The sequence below is a fragment of the Halosaccharopolyspora lacisalsi genome (assembly GCF_014137975.1).
GTDB lineage: Bacteria > Actinomycetota > Actinomycetes > Mycobacteriales > Pseudonocardiaceae > Halosaccharopolyspora > Halosaccharopolyspora lacisalsi.
Map to the genome: position 1 here is coordinate 431,941 of NZ_JACGWZ010000004.1, position 25,246 is coordinate 457,186.

Below are 25,246 nucleotides of genomic sequence, written 5' to 3' on the forward strand. Positions count from 1 at the left end.
ACCGGAACGACGCGTTCACCATCGAGCCGACAACCACGATCCGGCCGAAAGACCTCGGTCAGAAGGCCAGGCGGGACAGCACCTCGGCGACGCAGGCGGGTTTGTCGGAGCCTTCGATGGCCACCGTGGTGGCGAGCGTGAGCTGCACGGACTCACCCGCCTGGGTGACGTCGGCGAGCTCGGTGTGCGCGCAGACCCGTGAGCCCACGAGCACCGGGCTGGGGAAGCGGACCTTGTTCAAACCGTAGTTGATCCCCATGCGCACGCCCTCGAAGCGGTAGATCTCCGCGTTGAGGGCGCTGACCAGGCTCAGCGTCAGGAAGCCGTGGGCGATCGGGCCGCCGAACGGCCCCTGGGCGGCGCGCTCGGGATCGACGTGGATCCACTGGTGATCGTCGGTGGCCGCGGCGAACTGGTCGACCTGCTGCTGGGTGATGGTGCGCCATTCGCTGCTGCCCAGTTTCTCGCCCTTGGCCGCGTGGATTTGTTCGGCGTTGGCGAATACTCGCATCGAGGAATCCCTTTGCTCTTCGAGTTTCACGGGTACGGGGAAAGTCACGGTGCGGGAAGAGCACCGAGCGTGGCGATGGTGTTCCGGTGCCGCTCGGCGGTGCCGAGGGTGAGTTGCGAGCTCTTGGCCCGCCCCAGGTACAGGTGCGCCGGATGCTCCCAGGTCATGCCGATCCCGCCGTGCAGCTGGAGGTGTTCCTCGGCGGCGAGCACGACGAGGTCGCAGCAGTAGGACTGGGCCACCGCCACGGAAATCCCGGCTTCCTCGGAGCTCCCGGTGAGGGCGTCGGCGGCGTCTCGGGCGACCGCGCGTGCGGTGCTGATCCCGGCCCACAGGTCGGCCAGTCGGTGCTTGACGGCCTGGAACGAACCGACGGCACGTCCGAACTGGTACCGCGTGCGTACGTAGTCCACGGTGGAGTCGAGGCAGTGCTGGGCCAGGCCGACCTGCTCGGAGGCCAGCACTCCCGCGGCGGTGGTCAGGGCGTGGTGCAGCGCCCGTTCGGCGCGCGGTCCGGTCGCCACTCGGGGGGCGGGGACGCGGTCCAGTTCCAGCGTTCCGATGCGGCGGGTGAGGTCCAGCGGTGTGATCGGCGTGCGCGTGACACCGGGAGCGGACGAATCGAGCAGGTACAGTCCCGGACCGTCCTCGCCGATGGCGGGCACCACGGCCTTGTCGGCCACCTCGAGGTCCACCACCGTGGGCACGGTGCCGCTCAACGTCGCGTCCTGCGCTCGGACCGACTCCGGGAAGGGGTCGTCCGGGGCGGTGGTCAGCGGCACGGCCACGGTCCCGACGGCGGAACCGGTCGCCAACGTGGTCACGGCCTCGGAGGCGACGGAGGCCTCCGAGCACGCCAGCAGGGCGCTCGTGGCCATGACGGCGCTGCCCAGTAACGGCACCGGTGCGACGCTGCTGCCCAGCTCCTCGGCGAGCACGGCCAGTTCACGAGGCCCCGCCCCGGCTCCGCCGAGCTCCTCGGGCACCAGCAGTCCGGTGACGCCGAGGTCGGTGGCCAGCGTGGACCACAGCTGTCGGTCGTAGGGGTGCTCGCTCTCGCAGCGGGCCAGCACCGCCGTCCAGTCGCAGCGGTCCCGCAGCAGGCTGCGCACGCTGTCGCGCAGCTCCTGCTCGACCTCGCCGTAGAGCAGGTTCGGTGAGCTCATCGGGGCAGCTCCTTCCACGGCACGTCCTTGTCGGTGCGTGGCTCGGCGGGCAGTCCGAGCACTCGTTCGGCGATGATGTTGCGCAGGATCTCGGAGGTGCCGCCCTCGATGGAGTTGCCCTTGGCCCGCAGGTAGCGGTACCCGGGGCTCCGCGAGGTCAGCTCGGTGCTGTCGGGGCGACGCAGGCTCCAGTCGTCGTAGGACAGGCCCTGCTGGGAGAGCAGTTCCAGCTCGAAGCCGGAGATCAGCTGGTTCAACCTGGCGAAGGCGAGCTTGGCCGCCGATCCCTCCGGCCCCGGCTGACCGGCCACGAGCTGCTGACGGAGCCGTTCGCTGGTCACCCGGGCGGCCTCGGACTCCACCCACAGTCGCAGCAGGCGCTCGTGCAGCCCCGGGGTGCGCAGCTCCGGGCGTTGCCGCCAGGTCTCGGACACGATGCCGATCATCCCCTGCTCGCGGGCGGTGTTGCCGCCTCCGATGGCCACGCGCTCGTTCATCAGCGTGTCCATCGCGATGCGCCACCCCTGGCCGACCTCACCGAGGCGCTGGGAGTCCGGAATCCGGGCCCCGGACAGGAACACCTCGTTGAACTCCGCCTCACCGGTGATCTGGCGCAGCGGGCGTACCTCCACGCCCGGATCCGTCATGTCGCAGAGGAAGTACGTCAGCCCCTTGTGCTTGGGCGCGCCCGGGGCCGTGCGGGCCACGAGGATGGCCCAGCGAGCCGTGTGCGCCAGCGAGGTCCACACCTTCTGCCCGTCGAGGACCCACTCGTCGCCCTCGCGGACCGCCCGCGTGGACAGCGCGGCCAGATCGGAGCCCGCCCCCGGCTCGCTGAACAGTTGGCACCAGGTTTCCTCGCCGGTCCACAGCGGCCGCAGGAAACGCCGCCGTTGTTCCTCGGTGCCGTGTCCCAGGATCGTCGGGGCCGCCATCCCGAGCCCGATGGTGTTGGTGAGCGGATCGTTGTCCGGCGCTCCCGTGGCGGCGAACTCCTCGTCCACGACGGTTTGCAGTGCCCTGGGAGCGTCGATCCCGCCGAGACCGACGGGGTAGTGCACCCAGGCGAGTCCGGCGTCGAAGCGCGCGCGCAGGAAATCCAGCCGGTCGGTCCCGGCCGGGTCGTGTTCGGACAGGAACCGACGTACGCGCGTGCGCAGCTCGTCGGCATCGACCATGATCGACTCCTTGCGTTGTCGGTCCGACGGTCAGGCGTGCTTCTTCAGTTCCCTGCGTGCCAGCGAACGGCGGTGCACCTCGTCGGGACCGTCCACGATGTGCAGTGTCCTGGCGTTGGCGTAGAGGTTGGCCAGCGGGAAGTCCTGGCTGACCCCGGCACCACCGTGAGCCTGGATCGCACGGTCGATCACCCAGGTGGCCATCTCGGGAACCGAGACCTTGATCGCCTGGATCTCTGTGTGCGCGCCCTTGTTGCCCACCGTGTCCATCAACCACGCCGTCTTGAGCACCAGCAACCGCGTCGTCTCGATCCTGATGCGCGCTTCTGCGATCCAGTGCCGCACCATCCCCTGATCGGCCAGGGGGCCGCCGAAGGCCTCGCGTTCGGACACCCGCCGGCACATCAGGTCCAGCGCTCGTTCGGCCATCCCGATGGCCCGCATGCAGTGGTGGATGCGTCCCGGTCCCAGACGTGCCTGAGCGATCGCGAAGCCTTCGCCCTCCCCGGAGATGATGTTCGAGGCGGGAACCCGCACGTCGTGGAACTCGATCTCGGCGTGGCCGCCGTGGTCTCCGTCGGTGTAGCCGAAGACGTGCATCCCCCGCTTGATCTCGACCCCGGGAGTGTCGGCGGGCACCAGGACCATGCTCTGCTGCCGGTGCCGCTCGGCGTCGGGATCGGTCTTGCCCATGACGATCAGAATCCGGCAGTCGGGACTCATGGCGCCGGAGGACCACCACTTGCGGCCGTTGACGACGTACTCGTCGCCGTCGCGCTCGATGCGGGTGGAGATGTTGGTGGCGTCCGAGGAGGCCACGTCCGGCTCGGTCATGCAGAACGCCGAGCGGATCTCCCCCTCCAGCAGCGGTGTGAGCCACCGCTCGCGCTGCCGCTGATCGCCGAACATCGACAGCACTTCCATGTTGCCGGTGTCCGGCGCCGAGCAGTTGAGCGCTTCCGGAGCCAGGCGCGGACTGCGACCGGTGATCTCGGCCAGCGGTGCGTACTGCAGATTGCTCAGACCGGCACCGTGCTCGCCGGGCAGGAAGAGGTTCCACAGTCCTCGACCGCGGGCCGCGCCCTTGAGCTCCTCCACGACCGGTGGTGTGGCCCAGGGGTTCTCGGCCGCGGCCACCTGTTCGGCCAGCACGGATTCGGCCGGGTACACGTGGGTGTCCATGAAATCCGTGAGCTGCTCGCGCAGCAGCTCGGTGCGTTCGTCAAAGGCGAAGTCCATTCATGCCTCCTTGAGGGTCGCCAATCCCTGGGTGACCAGGGGTTCCACGAGTGCGCCGACGTGTTCGAAGCCCTCGCCGACGGTTTGGCCGTGGGTGAACCGGTAGTGGATGCCCTCCAGGATCACCGCGATCTTGAAGAAGCCGAACGCGACGTACCAGTCCAGTTCGGACAGATCGGTGCCGCTGCTGAGGGAGTAGCGCCGCAGCAGTTCGCGGGCGGGCGGGAAGTCGTACTCGGGCCCGATGCCCTTGGCGATCGGGTTGTGCTCGATCCCGTCGAAACCCTCCCAGTAGACCACCAGCAGCCCGAGGTCGGTGAGCGGATCACCCAGCGTGGCCATTTCCCAGTCGAGGACGGCGCTGATGCCCTCCGCGCCGACGACCACGTTGTCCAGCCGGTAGTCGCCGTGCACGATGGCCGCCCGCCGGGTCTCGGGGACGCGGGCCACCAGTCGTTCGTGGAGCTCGGTGATACCGCTGATCTCGCGGGTGTGCGAGGCCGCGAGCTGCTTGCTCCAGCGGCGCAGCTGGCGGTGCAGGAAACCGTCGGGACGACCGAAGTCGCCGAGCCCGACGGTGGCCGGATCGATCGCGTGCAGGTTCGCGAGCACGTCCATCAGCTTCAGCGACAGGTCCTCGCGCCCCGCGATGCTCAGCGCCCCGGTTTGCTCCGGAGCACGGTAGACGGTGCCTTCGACGAATTCCATGACGTAGAACGGGGCGCCGATGACCTCCTCGTCCTCGCACAGCAGGTAGGTGGCCGGAACCGGTACGCCGGTATCGGCCAGCGCGGTCATGACGCGGTACTCCCGGCTCATGTCGTGAGCTGTGGCCAGCACGTGGCCCAGCGGGGGACGGCGCACCACCCATCGGCCGACGCCGTCGCCGACGAGGTAGGTCAGGTTGGAACGACCGCCCTCGATCAGCTCGCCCCACAGCGGTCCCCGGACGAGTCCGGGGACCTCGGTGTCGAGGTGGCGGCGCAAGCTGTCCAGTTCGAGTCCCGGAGGATTTTCACGACTGCCGCCGCGTTCGCCGATGCTGTTCCTGTCGGTCATGGATCCTCCCGGTCGACTTCGAGCCCCGGTAACAGCTCGGCCAGCTGTGCTCGGGTTTTCTCGGCGTTGTCGTGCAGCACCGTGCGCATTCCCAGCCGTTCGGCGGCTTCGGTGTTCGGTTTGCCGTCGTCGACGAACACGGTGCGTTCGGCGGGCAATCCCAGCCGCTCCAGAACCAGTCGATAAATCTCGGGATCTGGCTTGCGCAGGCCGACCCGGCTGGAGATCACGGTCATGTCGAACAGCTCGTCGAGCTTGTCCCACGGATAGTTGTTGCCCCAGCTGTTGGACAACAGGGCAGTGCGGAGGCCGGCTTCCCGAACGTCTTTCACCAGGCGTGTCATCGCGGGGTGGTCCTCCATGAAGGAGAACAACCGCCCCAGCAGTCCCCGGGGGTCGACGGGGTGATCGTCCTCGGTGCGCAGGCGTGCAGCCAGCACGCGGTCGAACTGCTCGACCGGCATGTCACCGGTCTCCAGCCGGTGCAGGGGATTGCCGGGGATGGCGTCGCGCGACAGCCACTCCTTGAGCGCGGCGGAGAACGTCTCCGGGCGGATGTGCTCCGCCCGCGTCCAGGCCGCGATGGCGGTGCGGCCAGGTGTGGTGAGCACACCGCCGTAGTCGAAGATCACCGCGTCGATCCGTGCGTCGTGGCCGCCCATACGGCAGGACCATACCGACTAGACGGTATGCGCGCCAGACCTCCCTCGTGATCGGTGTCGTCGCCGGCGAAGGGTGGTCCTGCCGGCCGGGAAGCCCCGCTCGGCCGCCGCAACGACATTACGGAACTCGGTAATCTCATAAAAATCCGTTCAGGGGGTTTTGGCTTGCTCGGCGTTATCGCGTACTCCGAGCGAGTGTTGTCGAAACGTTCTCGTTGTCGGATCGGTTCACCCCCGCGGCGGTTGCCGGTCCGGTTTTCGGTGAGGGTGCGTCATCGGAATCGGTATTCGTGGCGGCGTCTCCGGGTGGGCATCGTTGACGCTTTGCTTACGCGCCAGTAACCATCGCTGAGTCGCGCGGCACCCACTCACGTCCACGACGAATTCCGAGGTGAGTCCCATGAACCCCCGGTCGCGCCTGTTCGGCGCCCGCAGCTTGGCCGTCGCCGCCTGCTCCGTCCTGACGATGTTCGCAGTGTCCTCGCCGGCCACGGCGGCCACGTTCGAGCACAACTTCGACTGCTCGGGCGACTCGCCGCTGGGTGCGCAGATGTTCAGCCTGCAACAGAGCACCGATATCACCGCACCGGGAACGGTTCCCGCCGGATCGGCGTTCGACGTCGTCATCGACCCCGCGCCGGAGGCGGCTCCCGAGGAGGTCAACGGTTACACCGTCAACAGGGTCGAGAACCTCGCCCTGAAGATTCCCGTGCCGGCGAACTCCACCCTGGCCGGTACCGAGCTGACCGGAGGCTCGAACCTCGGCTCGACGCCGCCGGAGATCAGCGTCAGCGGCGGAGTCGCCACGGTGCGCATCACCGGTCCGATCGGGGGTGGCGAGACCTACGAGTTACCCACGGTCACCGCTCGCCTCGCGGCGGGTGATTCCGGGACGATCGAAACCAAGCTCCACGGGACCGGTTACGACGATCCCGGCCTGATCCCGGACGCCGCCGTCTCGTCGGTCCTCGGCGAGATCGACGTCCCGAGCAACTGCTACCCGACCCCCAACCCGGTGCTGACCACCACGACCATCGAGTGAGTCGTCCGGTCGACGGTGTCCGGTGTCCTCGCGCGGGACACCGCACACCGGTGTGTCGGCGGGTCGGCCTGCCGCCGGATCCGGCGCACCACGTCCGTCACCGAGATATGAAAGGTCCCCCTCCCGGACGGGGGACGGGAGGGGGACCGTTCGCGACGCGGCCGTGTTCGGGGCAGGGTCGCGTCACGCGAGCTCGAACGTGACTCTCAGGCGTCCTCCTTGAGCATGTCCGAGCACTTCTCGCCGATGGCCATGGTGGTGATGTTCGGGTTGACCGCCACCAGGAACGGCATCGCCGAGCCGTCGGCGACCCGCAGGCCCTGCACACCCTTGACCCGCAGCCGCGCGTCCAGCGGGGCGTTCGCGTCGTCGTCGGCGCCCATCGGAACCGACGCCGCCGGGTGGTACACGGTGTTGTGCGTGCGACGCAGGTAGTCTGCGATCTCGTCGTCACTGCGCGCGTCCGGACCGGGGTGCAGCTCGGCCCCCGCCCACTCGCTCATGGCCGGCTGCTCGACGATCTCGCGGGCCAGCTTGATGCCGTAGGTCATGACCCGGATGTCGTGCGGGTCGGTGAAGTAGCGCGGGTCGACCGCGGGCTTGTCCCGGAAGTCCGACGTGCGCAACCGCACGGTTCCGACCGAGCGGCTGCGGGTGACGTTGGGAGTCAGGCAGAAGCCGTTCTCCGTGGTCGGGTAGCCGTAGCGGGCGGTGTTCATGTCGAAGGGCACCGAACCGTAGTGGAACATCAGGTCCGGCCGGTCCAGCCCCGGCTCGGTCGTGGTGAAGATCCCGATCTCCCACCACTGGGTGGACTCGGTCACCATCGGCTTCTTGGCGTCCCAACCGATGACGCCCTCGGGGTGGTCCTGCAGGTTCGACCCGACACCGGGGGAGTCCACGAGCACGTCGACACCGACCTCGCGCAGGTGCTCGGCGGGGCCGATCCCCGAGAGCATCAGCAGTTTCGGAGTGTCGATGGCCCCGGTGCTGAGCACGACCTCGCGGCGGGCGTTGATCCGCCTGGTGTGCATCCCGTCGGCGTCCAGGTAGTCGACACCGGTGGCCCGCGTGCCGTCGAAGGCCACCTTCTTGGCGCGGACCTCGGTGCGGATCTCCAGATTGGGACGCTTGCCCATGATCGGGTGCAGGTAGGACACCGACGAGGAGGAACGGGTGCCGTCCTCGCGAGCGTTGATCTGGAACCAGTTCGCGCCGTGGGTGACGGTGCGTCCGGAGTTGAACTCGGTGGTCGGGATCCCCGCCTGGTCGCAGGCCTGCAACAGCGCCACGCCGGAGGGGTCCTCCGGGGGGACGCTGCGCAGCGTCACCGGACCGTTGCGCCCGTGGTGCTCACCGGGGCCGTCGTTGTTCTCCAGTCGGCGGTACAGCGGGAAGATGTCCTTGGACCCCCAGCCGGGCAGGCCCATCGACTCCCACTCGTCGAGGTCCTCGGCGGGAGCCCAGAAGGCGATGCAGGAGTTGTGCGAGGAGCATCCGCCGAGCACCTTGGCGCGCGCGTGGCGCAGGTAGGAGTTCCCGGACTCCTGCGGTTCGACGAGGTAGTCCCAGTCGTAGCCGGACTCCAGCAGGTTCATCCAGCGGTCCAGCTCCAGCACCGCGGATTTGTCCACATCGGAGGGCCCGGCTTCCAGCAGGCAGACGCTGGTGTCGGGGTCCTCGGACAACCGGGCGGCCACGGCAGCTCCCGCGCTGCCACCACCCACGACGACGTAGTCGAACGATTCGGTCATGGTCACCTCTCCTGTCGGGTTCACGAGACGACGGATTTGGTTTCGTAGGCCGCCGCGTCCTCGGCGGTGTCGGTGCCACCGGGGGCCGCGTGCTCGGAGAGCACACCGGTGCGATGGCGCTGCCTGAACCAGTAGTAGCCGAAACCGCCCAGGACCACCACGCTCACGAACAGCACGGCGCTCCACCGCGAGCACCGGTGGTAGGGCGGTGTGGCGTTGTAGACGACGCGGCGCGGCCAGCCCGGGTTGGTCACCATGCCCCCGCCCCAAGGCACGGCGAGGATGTTGACCGGAAGGCCGAACCGGCCCAGCGAGAACCGACCCTCATGCCCGAACTCCTTCCCCGCGTCGACGTGGTCGGGACACGTCGACACCGGGTGGTCGTCGCGGAGAAACAAGGAGGGCGACGGTTCTTACCGAAGGGTGGTCACCGCTCCGAGAACCAGCCCTGTGGTTCGGGCCGCAGGTTCTGGTAGATGTGCTTGGACTCCTGGTACTCGGCCAGGCCGCCACGTCCCAGTTCACGTCCGCTTCCGGACTGCTTGAAGCCACCCCACTCGGCCTGGGGCAGGTAGGGGTGGAAGTCGTTGATCCAGACCGTGCCGTGGCGGAGCCTGCCCGCGACGCGCTGGGCCTTGCTCACGTCGGAGGTGAACACCGCGCCGGCCAGGCCGTAGTGGGTGTCGTTGGCGATGCGCACGGCGTCGTCCTCGTCGGTGAAGCGCTCCACCGTCAGCACCGGGCCGAAGGACTCCTCGGTCACGGCGTAGGACCCCTGCTGCACCTCGTCCAGCACCGTGGGCAGGTAGAAGTAGCCGTTGGCGTACTCCTCGCCCTCGGGACGGCGCCCACCGGTGCGCAGTACGGCACCCTCGCCGATGGCCTTCTCGACGTGTTCCTCGACCTTGCGGCGGTGCTCGGCCGAGATCAGCGGCCCGGTCTCGGCATCGGGATCGAACGGGCCGCCGATGCGGATGAGCTCGGCCCTGCGCACGATCTCGTCGACCAGGGCGTCGTGGATCTCGTCCTGCACGATCAGGCGTGCTCCCGCGGAGCAGACCTGGCCGGAGTGCAGGAAGATCGCGGTCATCGCGTAGTCGACGGCGGTCTCGAAGTCCGCGTCGGCGAAGACCACGTTGGGGTTCTTGCCCCCGAGCTCCAGCGCCACCCGCTTGACCGTGGCCGCGGCGGAGGCGGCGATGACGCGACCGGTGTGCAGTCCGCCGGTGAACGACACCAGATCGACGTCGGGGTGCTCGGCCAGTACCGAGCCGACCTCCTGACCGCTGCCGAGCACCAGGTTGCCCACGCCGGCGGGCAGTCCCGCTTCCTCGAGCGTGCGCAACAGCAGGATCGCGGTCGCGGGGGTGAGCTCACTGGGCTTGAGCACGAAGGTGTTCCCCGCGGCCAGTGCCGGAGCGACCTTCCAGGCCACCTGGAGCAGCGGGAAGTTCCAGGGTGTGATCATCCCGCACACCCCGACGGGTTCGTGGGTGACCCGGCTGATCGCGTCCGTCGACCCCGTGTCGACGACGTGCCCCGCGTCCGTTCCGGCGATCTTGCCGAAGTAGCGGAAGCACGCGGCGATGTCGTCCATGTCGTAGCCGCTTTCCACCAGCCTCTTGCCGGTGTCCAACGACTCGGCCCTGGCGAACTCCTCGCGGTCGCGGACCAGGATGTCGCTGACGCGGATCAGCAGGTCGCCGCGCTCCCAGGCGGGGGTGTTGGCCCAGGCGCCGTCGTCGAAGGCGCGACGTGCGGCGGCGATGGCGCGCTCGGCGTCCACGCGCTCGGCTTCGGCGACCTTGGCGACCGCGCTGCCGTCGGACGGGCAGCGGATCTCGCGAGTCCCGCCCGCGTTCGCGGACGTCCAGGCACCGTCGATGTACAACGTGCTTCCGGTCTCCGAGGAGGCCGGGCTGACGTGCTCGGTGCCCTCCGGAGAAACTTCGGTCTGCGGCATGGTGGTTCCCCTGTCGTGGTTTCGATCGTCGGACCGCGGCCGAGTCGGGCGTGGTTTTCGGCCGACGACGGCTTCGCGCGAATCGCGGTACGCGGCGGCGTGCTCGTGACTCGTGGCCGGCACCGGCCGCCGTAGTTGCCCCGGCGAAACGTCCTGTTGTCGGAATTCGCCGCTCACCACCACCGCGATGGCGATATCCCGAACTTCACCTCCTGGCGAGCCGCTTCGGTGGTGGCGCGTTCGTTGTCTGTGCAAGACCGTAGCAGGCCGGATGTACATTTGTACATCAAAACGCCCGGGGTGGCCGTCCGTCGGCTTTTCTCGTGCGTGCTGACCAGGCCGAACACTGTCCCGGTGAGTTGGGTCGCACCACGAGTGGTCGGGTTCATGGCATCCTGAGGGGGCACTCGGAGGTCGGGGGTAGTTTGGTCGGAGGTTCACCGCAGGCGATGTCAGTCACGGAATCCGCTGCCGTCGGCAAGGACGTCCGCTCCTCCCGACGGGATCCGACGCGGCGTGAGCGCATCGCGCGCGCGGCCATCACCGTCGTCGCCGAGCGCGGCGTGGACAAGGTGACTCACCGTGCTGTCGCCGCTCAGGCCGGTGTTCCGCTCGGTTCGACGACCTATCATTTCTCCACGCTCGACGATCTGCTCGCCGTCGCGTTGCAGCAGGCCGCTCAGGACAACGTGGTGCAATTGCGTCAGTGGGCCGAGGGGCTGCCCGCGAACGCGGATCTGGCGGCGGCGCTGACCGATCTCGTGCTGGAATTCCTCGGTCCGGAGCGAGCACGTACCGTCGTGGAGCACGAACTCTACGTGGCCGCGCTGCACCGCCCGGCGTTGCAGCAGGCCAGTACCGAGTGGGACGTGGCCCTGATGGAGCTTTTCACCTCGTATACCGATTCGGTAACCGGCCGGATGCTGTCCACCGTCTTCTGTGGACTCCTGTTGCAGGGGATCGTTCGTGATCCGATACCGCCTCGTGACGAGGTGGAGGCGATTTTCCGGCGTGCCCTGCGCCCCGTCGCCGAGGGTTGATGTTCCGCTACCGCACGGACATCGGAATTTTCGCTCAGGGCAGTTGATCTCCTGCGCGGTAGGGGTGGACAATCGCTGGTAGCGATCCGTCTACACCGAGGAGCTCGGTGGCCGTGCGGTCCACCAGGTTCAGTCGGGTGGAGCACACCGTGGAGTGTTTTTCGGGTGTACAACGGAAACTGCCGCGTCGGGGCGTGGCTCGCTCCCAACAGTTCGAACAAGATCAACCTGAGTGGGGTGAGACCGTGGGGCACAACAGCGAGGATCGGGAACTCGTGCCGCTGAAGTCGGATTTCGACGTCGTGTGGCGTGGATTCCGCCGATCGCAGGTGCAGTTCTACATCCAACAGACCGAGAACGAAGTCCGGATGCTCACCGAGGATCGCGATTCGGCGTTGAGTCAGGTCTCCGACCTCTCCGCCGAACTCGAGCAGGCACGGGAGGAGATCGAGTCGTTGCGGCGTCAGCTCGACGCCGCGTGTCGGGCCCCGGTCGACGAGACGGCGTTGTCCGAGCGGCTGCGTCGGATGGTGCGGCTGGCCAACGACGAGGCCGCCGAGGTCGTCGCCTCCGCCCGCGCAGCCGCCGAACACGAGTGGTCCCGTTCGGAGCAGGCCGCGGCCGAGCTGCGCGGCCGCTACGAGCGGTTGGTCAACGAGGCCGACAATTGGCGACGGGAGTGCGACCAGCAGCGCACGGAAGTGCTGGAGCACACTCGTCAAGAGGTTCAGCGCATGTCGGAGGAGGCCGAGCAGTACCGCCGCAAGCTCGACACCGAGGCCGAACAGCGCCGCACCCAGATCGAGCAGGACTTCGAGATCGCGATGGCCGCCCGCCGCGAGGAAGCGATGCGGGTACTCGCCGAACGTGATCGCGCCAGTCGCGAGGAGGCCGAGCGGCGGGTCACCGAGGCCGCGGCCGAGGCCGAACGGCGACTCGTGCGGGCCAACGAACAGGTCGAGACCATGCGCGAAGTGCGGCGCACCGTGGCCGAAAAGGTGCGTTCGGCCCAGCACATACTCGGCGATGCCGAGCCGTTGCTGGCCGCGTCGGTGGGAGGGACCGAGACCGAGGACGCCGACGTGTACGTGGCCGTCAACGGTCAGAACGGTCACCTCATGACCGGCGAACACGGTCAGACCCTCGTCGTTCCCAGGCAACGTGAGTCGAATCCCGACAGCGACGAGTCCGAGCGGGAGGTGGCGACCGAAGGCGTCTGAGGTCGATGTGGTCGGCGGAGCGCGTCAGCGTCCTCGTGCGGACACCGGTCGCGTCGTCGAGGCGTGTCGCGAATACGACAACGCTCCGTTCCCGGGAACATCCACGGTAGTTTCGGCAGCTTCAGTGCGATGCCGTACCGGGAGTCGGCGATGAGACGACGCAGTGTCCTCACGGGGTTCGCCGCGTACGCGCTGCTGGGGTCGGGCACGGTGCTTCCTGCCGTGGCCGCCGCGAGCGGGCGGCGACTGAACGAAGCCCTGGAAACGGTGCCGGGACTGACCGTGGTGGGTGAACACACCGCCCCACGGGGGTTCCGGTTCCTCGAACTGGACTTCGTTCAGCCCGTCGACCACGCCGATCCCGCCTCCGGGCTGTTCCGGCAGCGCCTGACGTTGCTGCATCGCGGTTTCGAACGACCCGTGGTCGCCCACACCAGTGGTTACGATGTTCCCGAGGGCCCGTTCCGGGCCGAACCGACCCGATTGCTGGACGCCAACCAGATCAGCATCGAGCACCGGTTCTTCGGGGAATCCCGTCCGAACCCGGTCGACTGGAACGAGCTGACCATCCGGCAGATGGCCGCCGACGAGCACCGGATCATCCGGGTGCTCGGCGAGGTCTACCGAGCCAGGTGGATCACCACGGGCGCCAGCAAGGGTGGGATGACGGCGATCTACCACCGATGCCTCCATCCGCACGACGTCGCGGGCACGATCGCCTACGTCGCCCCGAACAACGTCGACAACGAGCGCGACCACTACGACGAGTTCCTGGCCAACGTGGGTACCGCCGAGTGTCGTGCGGCGCTGACCGCCCTGCAACGGCAGGCCCTGATCCGCAGGGACGAGCTGGTGGCGCGGCTCCGCGCTCGCGCCGCTTCCCAGGGGTTCACGTTCGACCGCGTCATCGGGGGCATCGAGCGGGGGCTGGAGATGTCGGTGGTGGACACCCGCTTCGCCTTCTGGCAGTACCGCGGTCTCACCGACCGCGATGCGATCCCGGCCACCACGGCGAGCACGGACGCGATCTACGAGTTCATCGACGCGACCGTGGGATTCTCCTTCTACACCGACCAGGGAATCCGCCCCTACGTTCCCTACTACTACCAGGCGGGCACTCAGCTCGGTTGGCCTCATGTCACGCCCACCGAGCTGGAGGACCTGCTGCACCACGAGCAGCTGCTGCATCCCCGTGGGCTCGTGCCACGAGAGATCCCGATGCGGTTCCGTCCTCACGTGATGGACCGGGTCGACCGCTGGGTACGGTACGCGGGGCAACGGTTGCTGTTCGTCTACGGCGAGAACGACCCGTGGAGCGCCGAGCCGTTCCGCCTCGGTCCGGGAACACGCGATTCCGCCGTTCGCACGGTGCCGGGTGGCAACCACGGTTCGGAGATCGCGGGCTTAGCGGACGAGCAGCGTCGGCAGGCCATCGCGGCCGTGCGGCGCTGGGCCGGTGTCGGCGAGGAGGCGAGCCTGCTCGACGCTCAGCCGTTCCTTCCCGGACTCGATGATCGGCCGATGCCGCACCGGCCGTTGTGACCGGTGGCCGGTCGCTCACGGACGCGGGCTGTAGCGACGTTCGGTGTCTGCTCCGGTCGCGCGGTGGGTCGGTGCGGGAAAGTACCGCTCCAAACCGGAACGCGCGGGGAGAGACCACGACCGGGCCGATCGAGCTGGCGGGTGAACGAGGTGCGGACTTCGGCCGGGGGAGGTGTACTTCTTCGGCAACGCCACCACGCTCATCCGCTACGCCGGATCGACGGTCCTGACCGATCCGACCTTCCTGCGCCGCGGCGAGCACGTACACCTGGGGCACGGTATGTACGCACGCCGTGAAGTCGACCCCGCGTGCCGGATCGCCGAGCTGCCACCGCTGGACCTGATCGTGCTGTCCCACCACCACGGTGACCGCTTCGACGACGTGGTGGCCGGGGAACTCGGCGAGGACCTGCCGATCGCCATCGACGACCACGCCGTCCAGCAGCTCCGCGACCAGGGCTTCACCGGTGGACACGCGCTGGAGACCTGGCAGGAGCAGGAGATCCTCCGCGGCGATGCGCGGCTGCGGATCACCTCCGTGCCGGGTAAGCACGCGTCCGACCACGTGGCGGGGGTGCTGCCGCCGGTGATGGGCTCCATGCTCGACTTTTACCAGGGCGACGCGCACCGCTTTCGGCTCTGCACCACCGGTGACACCCTGCTTCACGACCGGTTGCACGACATCGCCCGCTGGTATCCCGACATCGGTCTCGCGCTGGTGCACGCTGGCGGGACGACGCTGTTGGGCACCGTGGTGACCATGACCGGTGAACAGGCCGTCCGCGCGGTCGAGGTCGTGGATCCGCGAACGGCCGTACCGATCCACTACGACGACTACTCCGTCTTCCGCTCCGGACTCGACGACCTGCGAGAAGCCGCACGGAACTCACCGGTGGCGGCACGTTTCCACTGCCCCGCCCACGGCGAGACCTACGGCTTCCGCGCCCGCCGGAGCTGAGGTCGTTCAGCTCGTGGCGGGTTCGAACAGCGGGGCGTATCCGGCCGGTAGCTGGGAACGCATGTCCTGCAGCTCACCTTCCGTGACGAAGCTGGCCATGGTGCTCAGCACGGCACGGCTGTGTTCGAGGGCCTTCTCCGGGGGACATCCGCGTCCCTCGCGATCGGCGACCCGGCGCAGGAAGTCGTCGAGGTCGTCGCCGATCTCGGCGGATCCGGTGTGCTGGACGAGCGGATCCTGCAGTTCCGGAGGCAGCTGGCTGGCCAGCTCGCGCGGTTCTTGTCCCGCCAGGCGCTGACCGATCGCGCTCAGCACCATCTTGCTGGCGGCGTCGGCGTGCTCGCGGTCGGTGGGGCCGCCGCGCTGGCCGACGCCCTTCAGGAACTCTTCGTACTTCATCGCGAGTGCTCCCCTGCTCGCTCGTCGTCGGTTGCTTTTGTCGAGTTCGTTCCCGGTGGCCAGCCGACTCAAACAACGTCGTGGTTCGACAGCGCGGGAAGCGCGGTGCCTTCGCGGGCCACGCGCACGGTACTGGCTCCGGGTCGTTGTGCGGCCTTCTGATCGAGTGATGACGGTTCGCGGTGGGGAGCGAACCGAGGTGGTCGGAGTAGCGGATCGTGACGTGCGCCGGGTACCCGTTATCGAGCTGACCTCGGTGCTCCGCGATAATCGTCGTCTCGAGGAGGTGACCGTACTGTGGCGATGGTGGGTGGTGCCGTCTATGCCGATGGTCGGCGCGAGCGCAGCTGCGAGAGTCTGGAACAGGCGTACCACCAGCTGCGTTCGGCCGAGTCCCGACCGGGTCGTTTCGCCTGGATCGGGCTGTACCGCCCGGACGATGCCGAGATCCGCTCGGCGCGCGAGGAGTTCGGTCTGCACTCGCTGGCCGTCGAGGACACCGTGGACGCCCATCAGCGTCCGAAGCTGGATCGTTACGACGACATGCTGTTCCTGGTGCTGCGCCCGGCGCGTTACGACGACGAGCAGGAGAGCGTGGAACTCGGTGAGCTGCACGTGTTCGTCGGTCCCGACTTCGTCATCACCGTGCGCCACGCCGAGAAGTCCGACCTGACCCCGGTGCGGCAGCGCTTGGAGAACGAGCCCGATCTGCTGCGATACGGGCCGGACGCGGTGCTCTACGGGCTGTTGGACCGTGTGGTCGACGATCTCCTTCCCGTGGAGCGGGGACTGCAGAACGATCTCGACGAGATCGAGAGCGAGGTCTTCGGCGGTGAACCGGCCGTGTCGCGCCGGATCTACGGACTGTCCCGCGAAGTGATCGAGTTCCAGCGGGCCACCCGCCCGCTGCTGGACGTCCTGGACGCGCTGGATGCCACGGTGGAACACCACGAGGGTGACGTGGAGCTACGTCGCCACCTGCGCGACGTGCGCGACCACGCGGCCCAGGTCGTCGAACGGGTGGAGTCGCACCGGCAACTGCTGTCCAACATCCTCAGCGTCAACGCCTCGCTGTTGTCCCAGCGGCAGAACGAGCAGGCCACCCGCATGACGGAGACGAGCCTGCGGCAGAACGAGGACATGAAGCGGATCTCGTCCTGGGCGGCGATCCTGTTCACCCCCACCCTGGTGGCTACGGTCTACGGCATGAACTTCACCCACATGCCCGAGCTGGACCAGCCGTGGGGGTACCCGATGGCGCTGGTGGCGATGCTGCTCGTCGGGGTCGTGCTCTACGGCGTCTTCCACCGGCGGGGCTGGCTGTAGGGCTCACCTCCTGGTGAACCCGTCGATCGCACTGACTGAGGCTTCCTCGCCGGGTCGTTCGACTCGAAGGTGGTTCCGGCGTCGTGGTGAACGGACCGCTTTGGCGGTGTGATTGCCAGAACGGTCCGTTCACCCCTTCATCCCGTCCCATCGCGATCGGGTGTTGCGACGACCACCAGAACCCAAGTCCGAGGGAGGGGCCCTCTTCTCGCGTGTCCGGGAGACCGTCACCAGGAGGTGAAACCGCCGTCGGCGACGACGTTGCTGCCGGTGACGAAGCTGCTGGCCTCGGAGGCCAGGAACACGGCCAGCGGGCCGAGTTCGTGGGGCTGGCCCACCCGCCCCATCGGGGTCTGTTCCAACCAGCCGGAGAACAGGTCGGGCTGGTCGGTGCGCACCTGGGTGAGCAGGTCGGTCTCGATGTAGCCGGGTGAGATCGAGTTGACCCGGACTCCACGGGGCGCCCACTCGCCGGCCAGCGACTTGGTGAGCATGATGACGCCGGCCTTGGAGGTGTTGTAGGAGACCTGCGGTTGCGGGTGGTTGGAGATCATCCCGGACATGGAGGCGATGTTGATGATCGAACCGCACCCCTGCTCCAGCATCACGTTGCCCACCGCGCGGCAGCAGTAGAACACGGCGTCGAGGTTGAGACCCAGTACCTGGCGCCAGGAGTCGTCCGACATCGTCTCGCCGGGAGCGTTGTGCACCTTCCCCGCGTTGTGCACGGAAACGTCGAGATGACCGTGTTCGGCCACGATTCCCCGGACCGCGTCTGTGACCTGGCCGGAGTCGGTCACGTCGAGGTGCAGGAAGTCGCCGTCGAGCTGGTCGGCCGCGCTCTTCCCCGTCTCCTCGTTGATCTCGGCGATAACCGGGTGCGCCCCGGCCGAGTGCAGCGCCTTGGCCAGCTCCCATCCGATTCCCTGGCCGCCTCCGGTGACCAGCGCGACCTTGCCCTGAAGGGAGAACGCCTCCATGCCCATGTGGGCCCCTTTCGGTGTCGATTCGTCGACGGTGCGGGGGCGCCGGCACGTACCGGCGCCCCCGCCGCTTCACGCTCCTGCCGGTGCCTGCTTCGCTCCGACGGCGTCCGAGTCCTGTAGCTTCTTCTCGCCGGGGTCGCTGGAGTCCTTCACCGTAGTCGACAGGAAACCCACGGCGATGTACATCAGGGCGAAGGCGATGACGACTCCGCCGCCGCCGAGGAAGGGGTACAGCGCGGTGACCGTCAGCGGGCCGAGCAGGGCGGCGCCGCCCGCGCCGAAGTTGAGCACCGCCAGCGCGGAGCCCTTGTCCTTGTCCGAGACCATGGACGGCATCAGGGCCGACAGCGGCACGAACCCTGCCAGCAGGATGCCGTAGATGCTGCCGAGCACGGCGGACACGACGAAGCTGCCCGAAGCGATCGAGGCGAAGTACCACAGCGGAGTGGCGATCGCGCAGCCGATGCAGCCGAACCAGGTCACGGTTCGCCGCCATCCGAAGTAGTCGCCGAACACGCCGAAGAACAGGTTCGCCGCGATGTTGGCACCGTAGACGATGCTGGTCAGCGCGGCGATCTCCGCCGTGGTCAGGAACCCGTTCTCGCCGTCGAGACCGAAGGTGAACGGGAACATGGCGAAGAAGCCGAACTCCGGTGCGGTGTTGACGATCCGGGTCAGTCCGCCGGAGATGGTCCGCTTGTCCCGCCAGAGGATGTCCACGCCCTCGAACAGCCGCCGGAGGCTTCGCGGATTGGCCACGCCCGCCTCGGCGATGGGTCGGGTCCCGTGCGGCTCGCGGACCCCGAAGCACCCGATGGCGGCACCCACGGCCACCAGTGCCAGCGAGAGCACGAGGCTGCCGTGCAGGCTCATGTTCAGCGGACCGGTCGCCAGCGCGGCCACTCCTGCGCCCAGCGTGGGCAGACCACCGGTGAACACGAACCAGAACCAGCCCGCGACCGAGCCGCGCATGTGCACCGGGCTGGCCACCTGCGCCCAGACCAGGAAGGCGTAGGAGAACAGCGGGTAGGCGAAGCCGCGGATGCCGTAGATGGTCACGATGAGCGCGAAGCTCTGCGTCGGGATCGCCACCCACAGGAACAGGACCTCGAAGACGATCCACCAGGCCGCACCCAGCCACATCACGCGGCGAGGCCCCCAGATCGAGGACAGCGTTCCGGAGAACCACGAGGCGATCATCACCGCGATGCCGTAGATCGTCACGGTCGCGAAGCTGGCCTGCGATCCGGCGAGGCCGCCGCCGTCCGACCTTTGCAGGTAGTCCGTGAGGTAGGTGATCTCCACGCCGTCGCCGATCATGAAGATCAGCACACCGACGAATCCCCAGGTCAGTGGCTTGGGTATGCCGATCCGCTCCAGCAGACCGCGGCGCTGTTCGTCGGGCGCGGGTGGGCCGGCCGAGCCCGGGGGACTCGTCGGTGTGGGCGGCTGCTGTGCCATGTTCCGCCTCCAGGGCGACTTGAGAAACGTGTTTCGGTCGACCGGGCGAGCGGCCCTGCGGGGCGGGCTCCGTGATCCGCGACACGCCCGATGTTGCCGGACATCATGCACCTTGTGAATTTATCGCGCAAGGCGTTACTCATAGTTTGTCGTTGGTAAGCGGCAGAGCAGGGAGCTTCGGTCTTTGAGGGGGCACCGATGGCTGTGTCGTCACACGGAAGGGTGGACCTATATCGCTGTTGGTGTTAAATTAGCGCTTACATCGTTAAGGAGGGTGGGTTGATGGGCGCTCAACATGCGAATACCGTCGCGGCGGTCGTGTTCGATATGGACGGGGTACTGGTCGAGAGCGAGCATCTCTGGGAGGAGATGTGGACGCGCTACACCGCGCGCCACGGGTACGAGTGGGGTCCCCGGGACACGACCACGGTGCAGGGCATGAGCGCTCCGGAGTGGGCGGCCTACCTCGCCGAGGTCACGGCCACCTCCGACTCGGTGGAACTGGTGGAGCGCACCGTCGTCGACGACATGGTCGAGGCCCTGAGCGCCGGCCGCATCGACCTGCTGGACGGGGCGCGGGACATGGTGGTCGAGGTCAGCTCCCGGGTACCGATCGCACTGGCCTCCTCGGCTCCCCGCAGGCTCATCGACGCGGTGCTGGCCGGTAACGGGCTCACGGACCGCTTCACCGCGACGGTCTCCAGCGCGGAGGTGCCGCAGGGCAAACCCAACCCGGACGTCTACGAGCAGGCTGCTCGACGGCTGGGCGTGGTGGGTGCGCGGTGCGCGGCGGTGGAGGACTCCAGCAACGGCCTGCGCGCCGCCCACGCGGCGGGCATGACCGTGATCGCGATCCCGAACCCCACCTATCCCCCCAAGCCGGACGCGGTGGACAAGGCATCGGTGGTGGCCACCACGCTCGACGGCGTCCGGCGGTCCCTGCTGGAGCTGACACCGTCGGTGATGGATCAGGAGAGTGCGTGATGACGTCGCTGGTAGACGGGGCATCGTTCAAGGACGCGTGGATCAACGGGCTGACGGCCGCCTACGGGCGCACGTTGGCCAAGGTGCCCGGCGCCTACGGCGTGCGGGCGCGGCAGGCCCCCGAACCGGGCAAGGTCTCGGTGATCGTCGGTGGCGGCTGCGGACACTACCCGGCTTTCGCCGGCCTGGTCGGTCCGGGACTGGCGGACGCGGCGGTCGTCGGTGACGTGTTCACCAGCCCCAGCGCCGAACAGGTCTACCGCACCGCACGTGCTGTCGACGCGGGTGCGGGAGTGCTGTTCAGCTACGGCAACTACTCCGGCGACGTGATGCACTTCGGGCTGGCAGCGCGCAGGTTGGCCGCCGAGGGCATCGACAGCCGTACCGTGCTGGTCACCGACGACATCGCCAGCGGATCGGCCGAGCGGTCCGAGCAGCGCCGGGGGGTGGCGGGCGACTTCTTCGTGTTCAAGGTGGCCGGAGCCGCCGCAGCACGAGGTTACGGTCTGGAGGCCGTGGCCGAGGTGGCCGACAGGGCCAACGCCATGACCCGCACCTACGGGGCCACCCTCAGCGGCTGCACCCTGCCGGGCCAGCCCGAGCCCCTGTTCACGGTGGACTCCACCCAGATCGCGCTGGGCCTGGGAATTCACGGCGAGCCCGGCGCGCGCACGGTGGGGCGCATGAACGCGGGTGAGCTGGCCGAGGAGCTGGTCACCACCCTGCTTCCGGAGTTGCCGTCCGACGCCGGTCGCGTCGCGGTCCTGCTCAACGGTCTGGGCAGCACCACCTACGAGGACCTGTTCGCCTGCTATGCCGAGATCCATCCGCGCTTGCTGGCGGCCGGGCTCACCCCCCACCAGCCCGAGGTGGGGGAGTTCGTCACCTCGCTGGACATGGCCGGACTGTCGCTGTCGCTGATGGTGCTCGACGACGAGATGGCCGAACTCTACGACGACGCCTGCGACACTCCCGGCTTCCGCAGCGCAGGCCCGCGGAGCTCCGCTCCGGTCGATGTCCCGACTTCGGAGGAGGGGACCCCCGAGGCAACGGCCGCGATTTCCCGCGGCGGGGTGGTCGGCGAGTTGTTGTCGGCTGCGCTGGAGAGCGTGGCGAACAACGAGGACGAGCTGGGACGCCTCGACGCCGTTGCCGGGGACGGTGATCACGGTCAGGGGATCGTGCGGGGAATGCGAGCCGCCGTACGGGCCGCCGAGCACGCGGGCAGTCGGGGCAGCGATCCCCGGTCGGTCGGTGACGCCTTGCTGGCGGCCGGGACGGCGCTGGCCGATGCCGCCGGAGGTGCTTCCGGTGCGCTGTACGGAGTGCTGCTCAGCGAGACCGGTGCGGGACTGCGAGGTGCCGAGGCGGTCGACACGGGCTCGCTCGCCGCCGCGCTGGAGGGCTCCTTCGACGCCGTCGTGGAGCTGAGCGGGGCTCAACCCGGTGACAAGACGCTGTTGGACGCGCTCGTCGTCTTCCGCGACACGCTGCGGAAACAGGCCGGTTCCGGTGCGGAGCTGTCGCGGGCGGTCTCCGAGTCCGCCGCCGAGGCGACGAGAGCCGCCGCGTCCACGGCCGAGCTGACCTCGGCACGCGGTCGCGCCTCCCGGATCGGAGGGCGCGACCTGGGCACCGCCGACCCCGGTGCCACCTCGCTAGCACTCATGGTCACCGCCATCGGCGGTGCTCTGACCGAGCGCGACTCGGTCGGCGTGGAAGGGAAGTGATCGAAATGTCCGGACTCAGGCTCGCGCTCGCCGCCGACAACGCCGGGGTCGAGCTCAAGAACATCCTGCGGGACCTCGTCGGTGACGACGACCGCGTCGCCGACGTGGTCGACTTCGGAGTGCCCGACGCCGCCGACGACCGGGCCTACCCGCGCCTGGCGCTGACCGCCGCCGAAGCGGTCGCTCGCGGTGAGGCCGACCGGGCCGTGCTGGTGTGCGGGACGGGCATCGGCATGTGCGTCTCGGCCAACAAGGTCGAGGGCGTGCGGGCCACCGTCGCCCACGACTCGTACTCGGTGGAACGCTCCATCAAGTCCAACGACTGCCAGATCCTGACCATGGGCTCCCGCGTCATCGGTCCGGAACTGGCCAAGCGCCTGGTCACCGAGTGGTTGGGGTACTCCTTCGACCCCAGCTCGGCCAGCGCTGCCAAGGTCGCCCACATCACCGACTACGAGCACCGCAACGAAGCCGGTGCCTCGGCATCGAGCTAAGGAGGACTCCATCGTGCGTATCCTTGCGGCGGGCGATCACTTCGTCGGGCCGGATCTGCTCGAACAAGCGCTGCACGCCGAGCTCGACGGTGCCGAGGTCTCGGGGCTGCGGCTGCCCTGGCCCGTCGAACCGTTCGGCCCGGTCGGCGGTGTCGAGGAGGCCAGCGGCACCGAGCAACAGGTCATCGAGGCACTCGACGGGGCCACCGTGAGCGTGACCCAGATGGCCCCCTTCACCGAGCGGGTCTTCGAGAGCAACCCCCAGCTGCGGTTGGTGGCGGTCGGACGCGGCGGTCCGGTCAACGTGGACCTGGGGGCGGCCACTCGTGCGGGGGTGGCCGTCACTTACGCTCCCGGACGCAACGCGGCCGCGGCCGCCGAGTACGCGGTGGGCATGATGCTGGCGGCGATGCGGCGCATTCCCGCTTCGGACTCCGAGCTCAAGCAGGGCCGCTGGCGCGGTGACCTCTACGCCTATCCCGACGCCGGGATCGAGCTGGACGGCACCACGGTGGGCCTGGTCGGCTACGGCGCGATCGGACGCATCGTCGCCCGCGTGCTCCGGGCGTTCGGAGCCACCGTCCTGGTCGCCGACCCGTTCGCGGACCCGGCCGACGTCCGCGACGACGGAGTCGAGCCGGTCGAGCTCGACGACCTGCTGACCCGCAGCAGCGTCGTGAGCCTGCACGCCCGGCTGACCCCGGAGACGAAGCACCTCATCAACGCCGACAAGCTCGCCCTGATGCCGCACGGTGCGGTGCTGGTCAACACCGCTCGGGGCGGACTGCTCGACTACGCGCCGCTACCGGATGCGCTGCACAGCGGGAGACTCGGTGCCCTGGCCGTGGACGTCTACGACACCGAACCTCCGCCGGCCGACTGGCCGCTGCACGAAGCCCCGAACGTGGTGGCCACTCCCCACCTGGCCGGCGCCACTCGCCAGACCGCGCACCGCGCCGCCGGTATCGTGGCTGCGGAGGTGGGGCGCTTCGCGCGCGGCGAGCCGTTGGCCCACGTTGCCAACCCCGACGTCCTGGACCGGCAGTCATGATCATCGCGGTCGACATCGGAACCTCGCTGACCAAGGCGGCGGTCTTCGACTCCGAAGGACACATCCACGCCGAGGCCAGCGAGTGCTCCAGGCTCGTGCAGTACCCGGACGGGTGTGTGGAGCAGGACTTCGACAACGTCGTCGACACGGTGGCCACGGTGGTGCGGCAGGTGCGCGCCGGTACCGACCGGCCGATCGAGGCGCTGGCCCTGACCGGCCAGGGGGACGGGCTCTGGCTCCGCGACGCCGACGCCCGCCCCGTTCGTCCGCCCATCTCCTGGTTGGACGGTCGGGCCGCTCCCGTCGTCAACCGGTGGCGCTCCGACGGCACGGTGCGCGAGGTCCACGACCGCACGGGCAACGGACTGTTCCCCGGTGCTCAGGCTCCGCTGCTGGCGAGCCTGAGCGAGACCGAACCGGACTCCCTGCGGCGAGCGGCCGTGGCCGGGTACTGCGTGGACTCGCTGATCCACGTTCTCACCGGCGAGATCACCGTCGACGCCTCGGACGCCTCTGTGCCGTTTCTCGACGTGAACACCCGTGGCTACCACGAGGACGCGATACGGGCCTGCGGGCTCGGTGAGCATCGGCGTCTGCTGGCCAAACCGGCCGAACCACGGCAGACCTTCCCCCTCAACGGCCGGGGAGCGGAACTGCTCGGACTTCCCACGGGCCTGCCCGTGACCGGGGGGCCGTTCGACCTGCCCGCGTGTGCCGTCGGTGGTGGCCTGACCGAACCCGGCGACGGTTTGCTCATCGTCGGTACCACCCTGGCCTGCCAGGTGATGACCAGCGCCTCGGTCACCAACGACCACCCGGAGCCGTCCGGCATGTGGCTTGCCACCCCCGACGAGAACCGGCACCTGCGGGCGATGGCGGCCATGGTCGGCACGGCCAGCCTCGACTGGGTCCTGGAGCTGGTGGGGGCCTCCATCCCCGAACTCGAGTCATTGCTGCGGGAGTCGCCTCCCGGGGCCAACGGTGTTTCCGGGCTGCCCTTCCTGGCGCCGGGCGGAGAGCGCGCCCCGTTCGCCGATCCCCGTGCGCACGGTCAGTTGACCGGAGTACGCCTGGGCACCAAGCGCAGCGACGTGGTCCGCGCGGTGTGCGAGAGCATCGCCTACGCCGCACGCCATTGTTTCGAAGCCGCCGGACTCTCCGGTCGTCTCGTCGCCTGCGGCGGTGGTACTCGTTCCGGTCCGTGGAGTCAGGTCTTCGCCGACGTGCTCGGTCGTTCCCTGTTCATCTCCGACGATCCCGGAATGGGAGTGCGGGGCGCCGCGATGACAGCGGCTCAGGCACTGGGCGGAACGGTCGATCCGGCTCAGTGGGCCGGCAGTACCCACGAGGTCGCCCCCAATCCCGACTACCGTGACCACTACGAACGCGGTTACGAGCGCTACCACGAGACGCTCGACGCCGCCCGTTCGCTCTGGCAGCGGCAGGACTGACAGGCCGTCCCGGCTTTTCTCGGAGGATCA

At 68.7% G+C, this 25,246-nt stretch carries 23 protein-coding genes; 11 read left to right on the forward strand and 12 right to left on the reverse strand.

From position 1 onward, the window contains the following. Positions 1-58 precede the first annotated feature (58 nt). From FHX42_RS16165 to FHX42_RS16190, 6 genes are read right to left on the reverse strand one after another with little or no spacing between them, the layout of a single operon-like run. On the reverse strand, positions 59-511 hold the full coding sequence (locus FHX42_RS16165; RefSeq protein ID WP_182545203.1) for a MaoC family dehydratase: 453 nt from the start codon (positions 509-511) through the stop codon (positions 59-61). 44 nt (positions 512-555) lie between these two features. Beyond that, positions 556-1,677 (reverse strand): acyl-CoA dehydrogenase family protein, encoded by a 1,122-nt coding sequence (locus tag FHX42_RS16170; protein WP_182545204.1) that lies wholly within the window; start codon positions 1,675-1,677, stop codon positions 556-558. Beyond that, a complete protein-coding gene (locus tag FHX42_RS16175) occupies positions 1,674-2,855 on the reverse strand; it encodes an acyl-CoA dehydrogenase family protein (RefSeq protein ID WP_182545205.1) in 1,182 nt (393 codons plus the stop codon). The genes FHX42_RS16170 and FHX42_RS16175 overlap by 4 nt, the downstream gene beginning before the upstream one ends. Positions 2,856-2,885: 30 nt before the next feature. Next, a complete protein-coding gene (locus tag FHX42_RS16180; protein WP_182545206.1) occupies positions 2,886-4,094 on the reverse strand; it encodes an acyl-CoA dehydrogenase family protein in 1,209 nt (402 codons plus the stop codon). Next, positions 4,095-5,153 (reverse strand): phosphotransferase family protein, encoded by a 1,059-nt coding sequence (locus FHX42_RS16185; protein WP_182545207.1) that lies wholly within the window; start codon positions 5,151-5,153, stop codon positions 4,095-4,097. It abuts the gene before it with no gap. Next, a complete protein-coding gene (locus tag FHX42_RS16190) occupies positions 5,150-5,815 on the reverse strand; it encodes an HAD family hydrolase (RefSeq protein WP_182545208.1) in 666 nt (221 codons plus the stop codon). The genes FHX42_RS16185 and FHX42_RS16190 overlap by 4 nt, the downstream gene beginning before the upstream one ends. Before the next feature lie 400 nt (positions 5,816-6,215). Here FHX42_RS16190 and FHX42_RS16195 point away from each other — a divergent pair, with 400 nt between their 5' ends. Continuing rightward, a complete protein-coding gene (locus FHX42_RS16195; protein ID WP_182545209.1) occupies positions 6,216-6,857 on the forward strand; it encodes a cyclase in 642 nt (213 codons plus the stop codon). 206 nt (positions 6,858-7,063) lie between these two features. Here FHX42_RS16195 and FHX42_RS16200 read toward each other — a convergent pair whose 3' ends face one another. Genes FHX42_RS16200 through FHX42_RS16210 form a run of 3 tightly spaced genes read right to left on the reverse strand, consistent with a single transcriptional unit; the run spans position 7,064 to position 10,574 of the window. After that, positions 7,064-8,611, reverse strand: a complete 1,548-nt coding sequence (locus tag FHX42_RS16200; protein ID WP_182545210.1) for a GMC family oxidoreductase — start codon at positions 8,609-8,611, stop codon at positions 7,064-7,066. A 20-nt stretch (positions 8,612-8,631) separates the two neighbouring features. Continuing rightward, complete coding sequence (locus FHX42_RS16205) at positions 8,632-8,985, reverse strand: hypothetical protein (protein ID WP_182545211.1); 354 nt, start codon at positions 8,983-8,985, stop codon at positions 8,632-8,634. Between the two features lie 53 nt (positions 8,986-9,038). Beyond that, positions 9,039-10,574: an aldehyde dehydrogenase family protein gene (locus FHX42_RS16210; RefSeq protein ID WP_182545212.1), complete on the reverse strand. Its 1,536-nt coding sequence runs from the start codon at positions 10,572-10,574 to the stop codon at positions 9,039-9,041. A gap of 449 nt (positions 10,575-11,023) precedes the next feature. On the opposite strand from FHX42_RS16210, the gene FHX42_RS16215 reads away from it, so the two are divergent. The 4 genes from FHX42_RS16215 to FHX42_RS16230 all read left to right on the forward strand — a co-directional run bounded on the left by FHX42_RS16215 (position 11,024) and on the right by FHX42_RS16230 (position 15,334). Then, a complete protein-coding gene (locus tag FHX42_RS16215; protein ID WP_182545213.1) occupies positions 11,024-11,614 on the forward strand; it encodes a TetR/AcrR family transcriptional regulator in 591 nt (196 codons plus the stop codon). 245 nt (positions 11,615-11,859) lie between these two features. Continuing rightward, the gene (locus FHX42_RS16220; protein WP_182545214.1) at positions 11,860-12,834 is read left to right on the forward strand and encodes a coiled-coil domain-containing protein; all 975 of its coding nucleotides are present in this window, start codon (positions 11,860-11,862) and stop codon (positions 12,832-12,834) included. 150 nt (positions 12,835-12,984) lie between these two features. Further along, entirely contained in the window at positions 12,985-14,376 is a 1,392-nt protein-coding gene (locus FHX42_RS16225; protein WP_182545215.1) for a S28 family serine protease, read from the forward strand. A 172-nt stretch (positions 14,377-14,548) separates the two neighbouring features. Further along, positions 14,549-15,334 (forward strand): MBL fold metallo-hydrolase, encoded by a 786-nt coding sequence (locus FHX42_RS16230; RefSeq protein WP_182545216.1) that lies wholly within the window; start codon positions 14,549-14,551, stop codon positions 15,332-15,334. 6 nt (positions 15,335-15,340) lie between these two features. Here the strand turns inward: FHX42_RS16230 and FHX42_RS16235 are convergent, their stop codons facing one another. After that, complete coding sequence (locus FHX42_RS16235) at positions 15,341-15,733, reverse strand: DUF2267 domain-containing protein (RefSeq protein ID WP_182545217.1); 393 nt, start codon at positions 15,731-15,733, stop codon at positions 15,341-15,343. Between the two features lie 303 nt (positions 15,734-16,036). Here FHX42_RS16235 and FHX42_RS16240 point away from each other — a divergent pair, with 303 nt between their 5' ends. Then, positions 16,037-17,059 (forward strand): magnesium and cobalt transport protein CorA, encoded by a 1,023-nt coding sequence (locus FHX42_RS16240; protein ID WP_182545334.1) that lies wholly within the window; start codon positions 16,037-16,039, stop codon positions 17,057-17,059. A 227-nt stretch (positions 17,060-17,286) separates the two neighbouring features. Here the strand turns inward: FHX42_RS16240 and FHX42_RS16245 are convergent, their stop codons facing one another. Further along, positions 17,287-18,045, reverse strand: coding sequence for an SDR family NAD(P)-dependent oxidoreductase (locus FHX42_RS16245; protein WP_182545218.1), 759 nt, complete (start codon positions 18,043-18,045; stop codon positions 17,287-17,289). Positions 18,046-18,114: 69 nt separating this feature from the next. Further along, positions 18,115-19,506 carry an MFS transporter gene (locus FHX42_RS16250; RefSeq protein WP_182545219.1) on the reverse strand — a complete coding sequence of 464 codons (1,392 nt, stop codon included), beginning with the start codon at positions 19,504-19,506 and terminating at the stop codon, positions 18,115-18,117. Between the two features lie 282 nt (positions 19,507-19,788). Between FHX42_RS16250 and FHX42_RS16255 the strand changes: the two genes are divergently transcribed. The 5 genes from FHX42_RS16255 to FHX42_RS16275 are packed head-to-tail and all read left to right on the forward strand — an operon-like array spanning position 19,789 to position 25,216. Next, on the forward strand, positions 19,789-20,490 hold the full coding sequence (locus FHX42_RS16255) for an HAD family hydrolase (protein ID WP_182545220.1): 702 nt from the start codon (positions 19,789-19,791) through the stop codon (positions 20,488-20,490). Further along, on the forward strand, positions 20,490-22,220 hold the full coding sequence (locus FHX42_RS16260; protein WP_182545221.1) for a dihydroxyacetone kinase family protein: 1,731 nt from the start codon (positions 20,490-20,492) through the stop codon (positions 22,218-22,220). The genes FHX42_RS16255 and FHX42_RS16260 overlap by 1 nt, the downstream gene beginning before the upstream one ends. Before the next feature lie 5 nt (positions 22,221-22,225). Beyond that, the gene (locus FHX42_RS16265) at positions 22,226-22,714 is read left to right on the forward strand and encodes a ribose-5-phosphate isomerase (protein WP_182545222.1); all 489 of its coding nucleotides are present in this window, start codon (positions 22,226-22,228) and stop codon (positions 22,712-22,714) included. A 13-nt stretch (positions 22,715-22,727) separates the two neighbouring features. Beyond that, positions 22,728-23,765 carry a 2-hydroxyacid dehydrogenase gene (locus tag FHX42_RS16270; RefSeq protein WP_182545223.1) on the forward strand — a complete coding sequence of 346 codons (1,038 nt, stop codon included), beginning with the start codon at positions 22,728-22,730 and terminating at the stop codon, positions 23,763-23,765. Continuing rightward, on the forward strand, positions 23,762-25,216 hold the full coding sequence (locus tag FHX42_RS16275; RefSeq protein ID WP_182545224.1) for an FGGY-family carbohydrate kinase: 1,455 nt from the start codon (positions 23,762-23,764) through the stop codon (positions 25,214-25,216). The genes FHX42_RS16270 and FHX42_RS16275 overlap by 4 nt, the downstream gene beginning before the upstream one ends. The last annotated feature ends 30 nt before the right edge of the window (positions 25,217-25,246 follow it).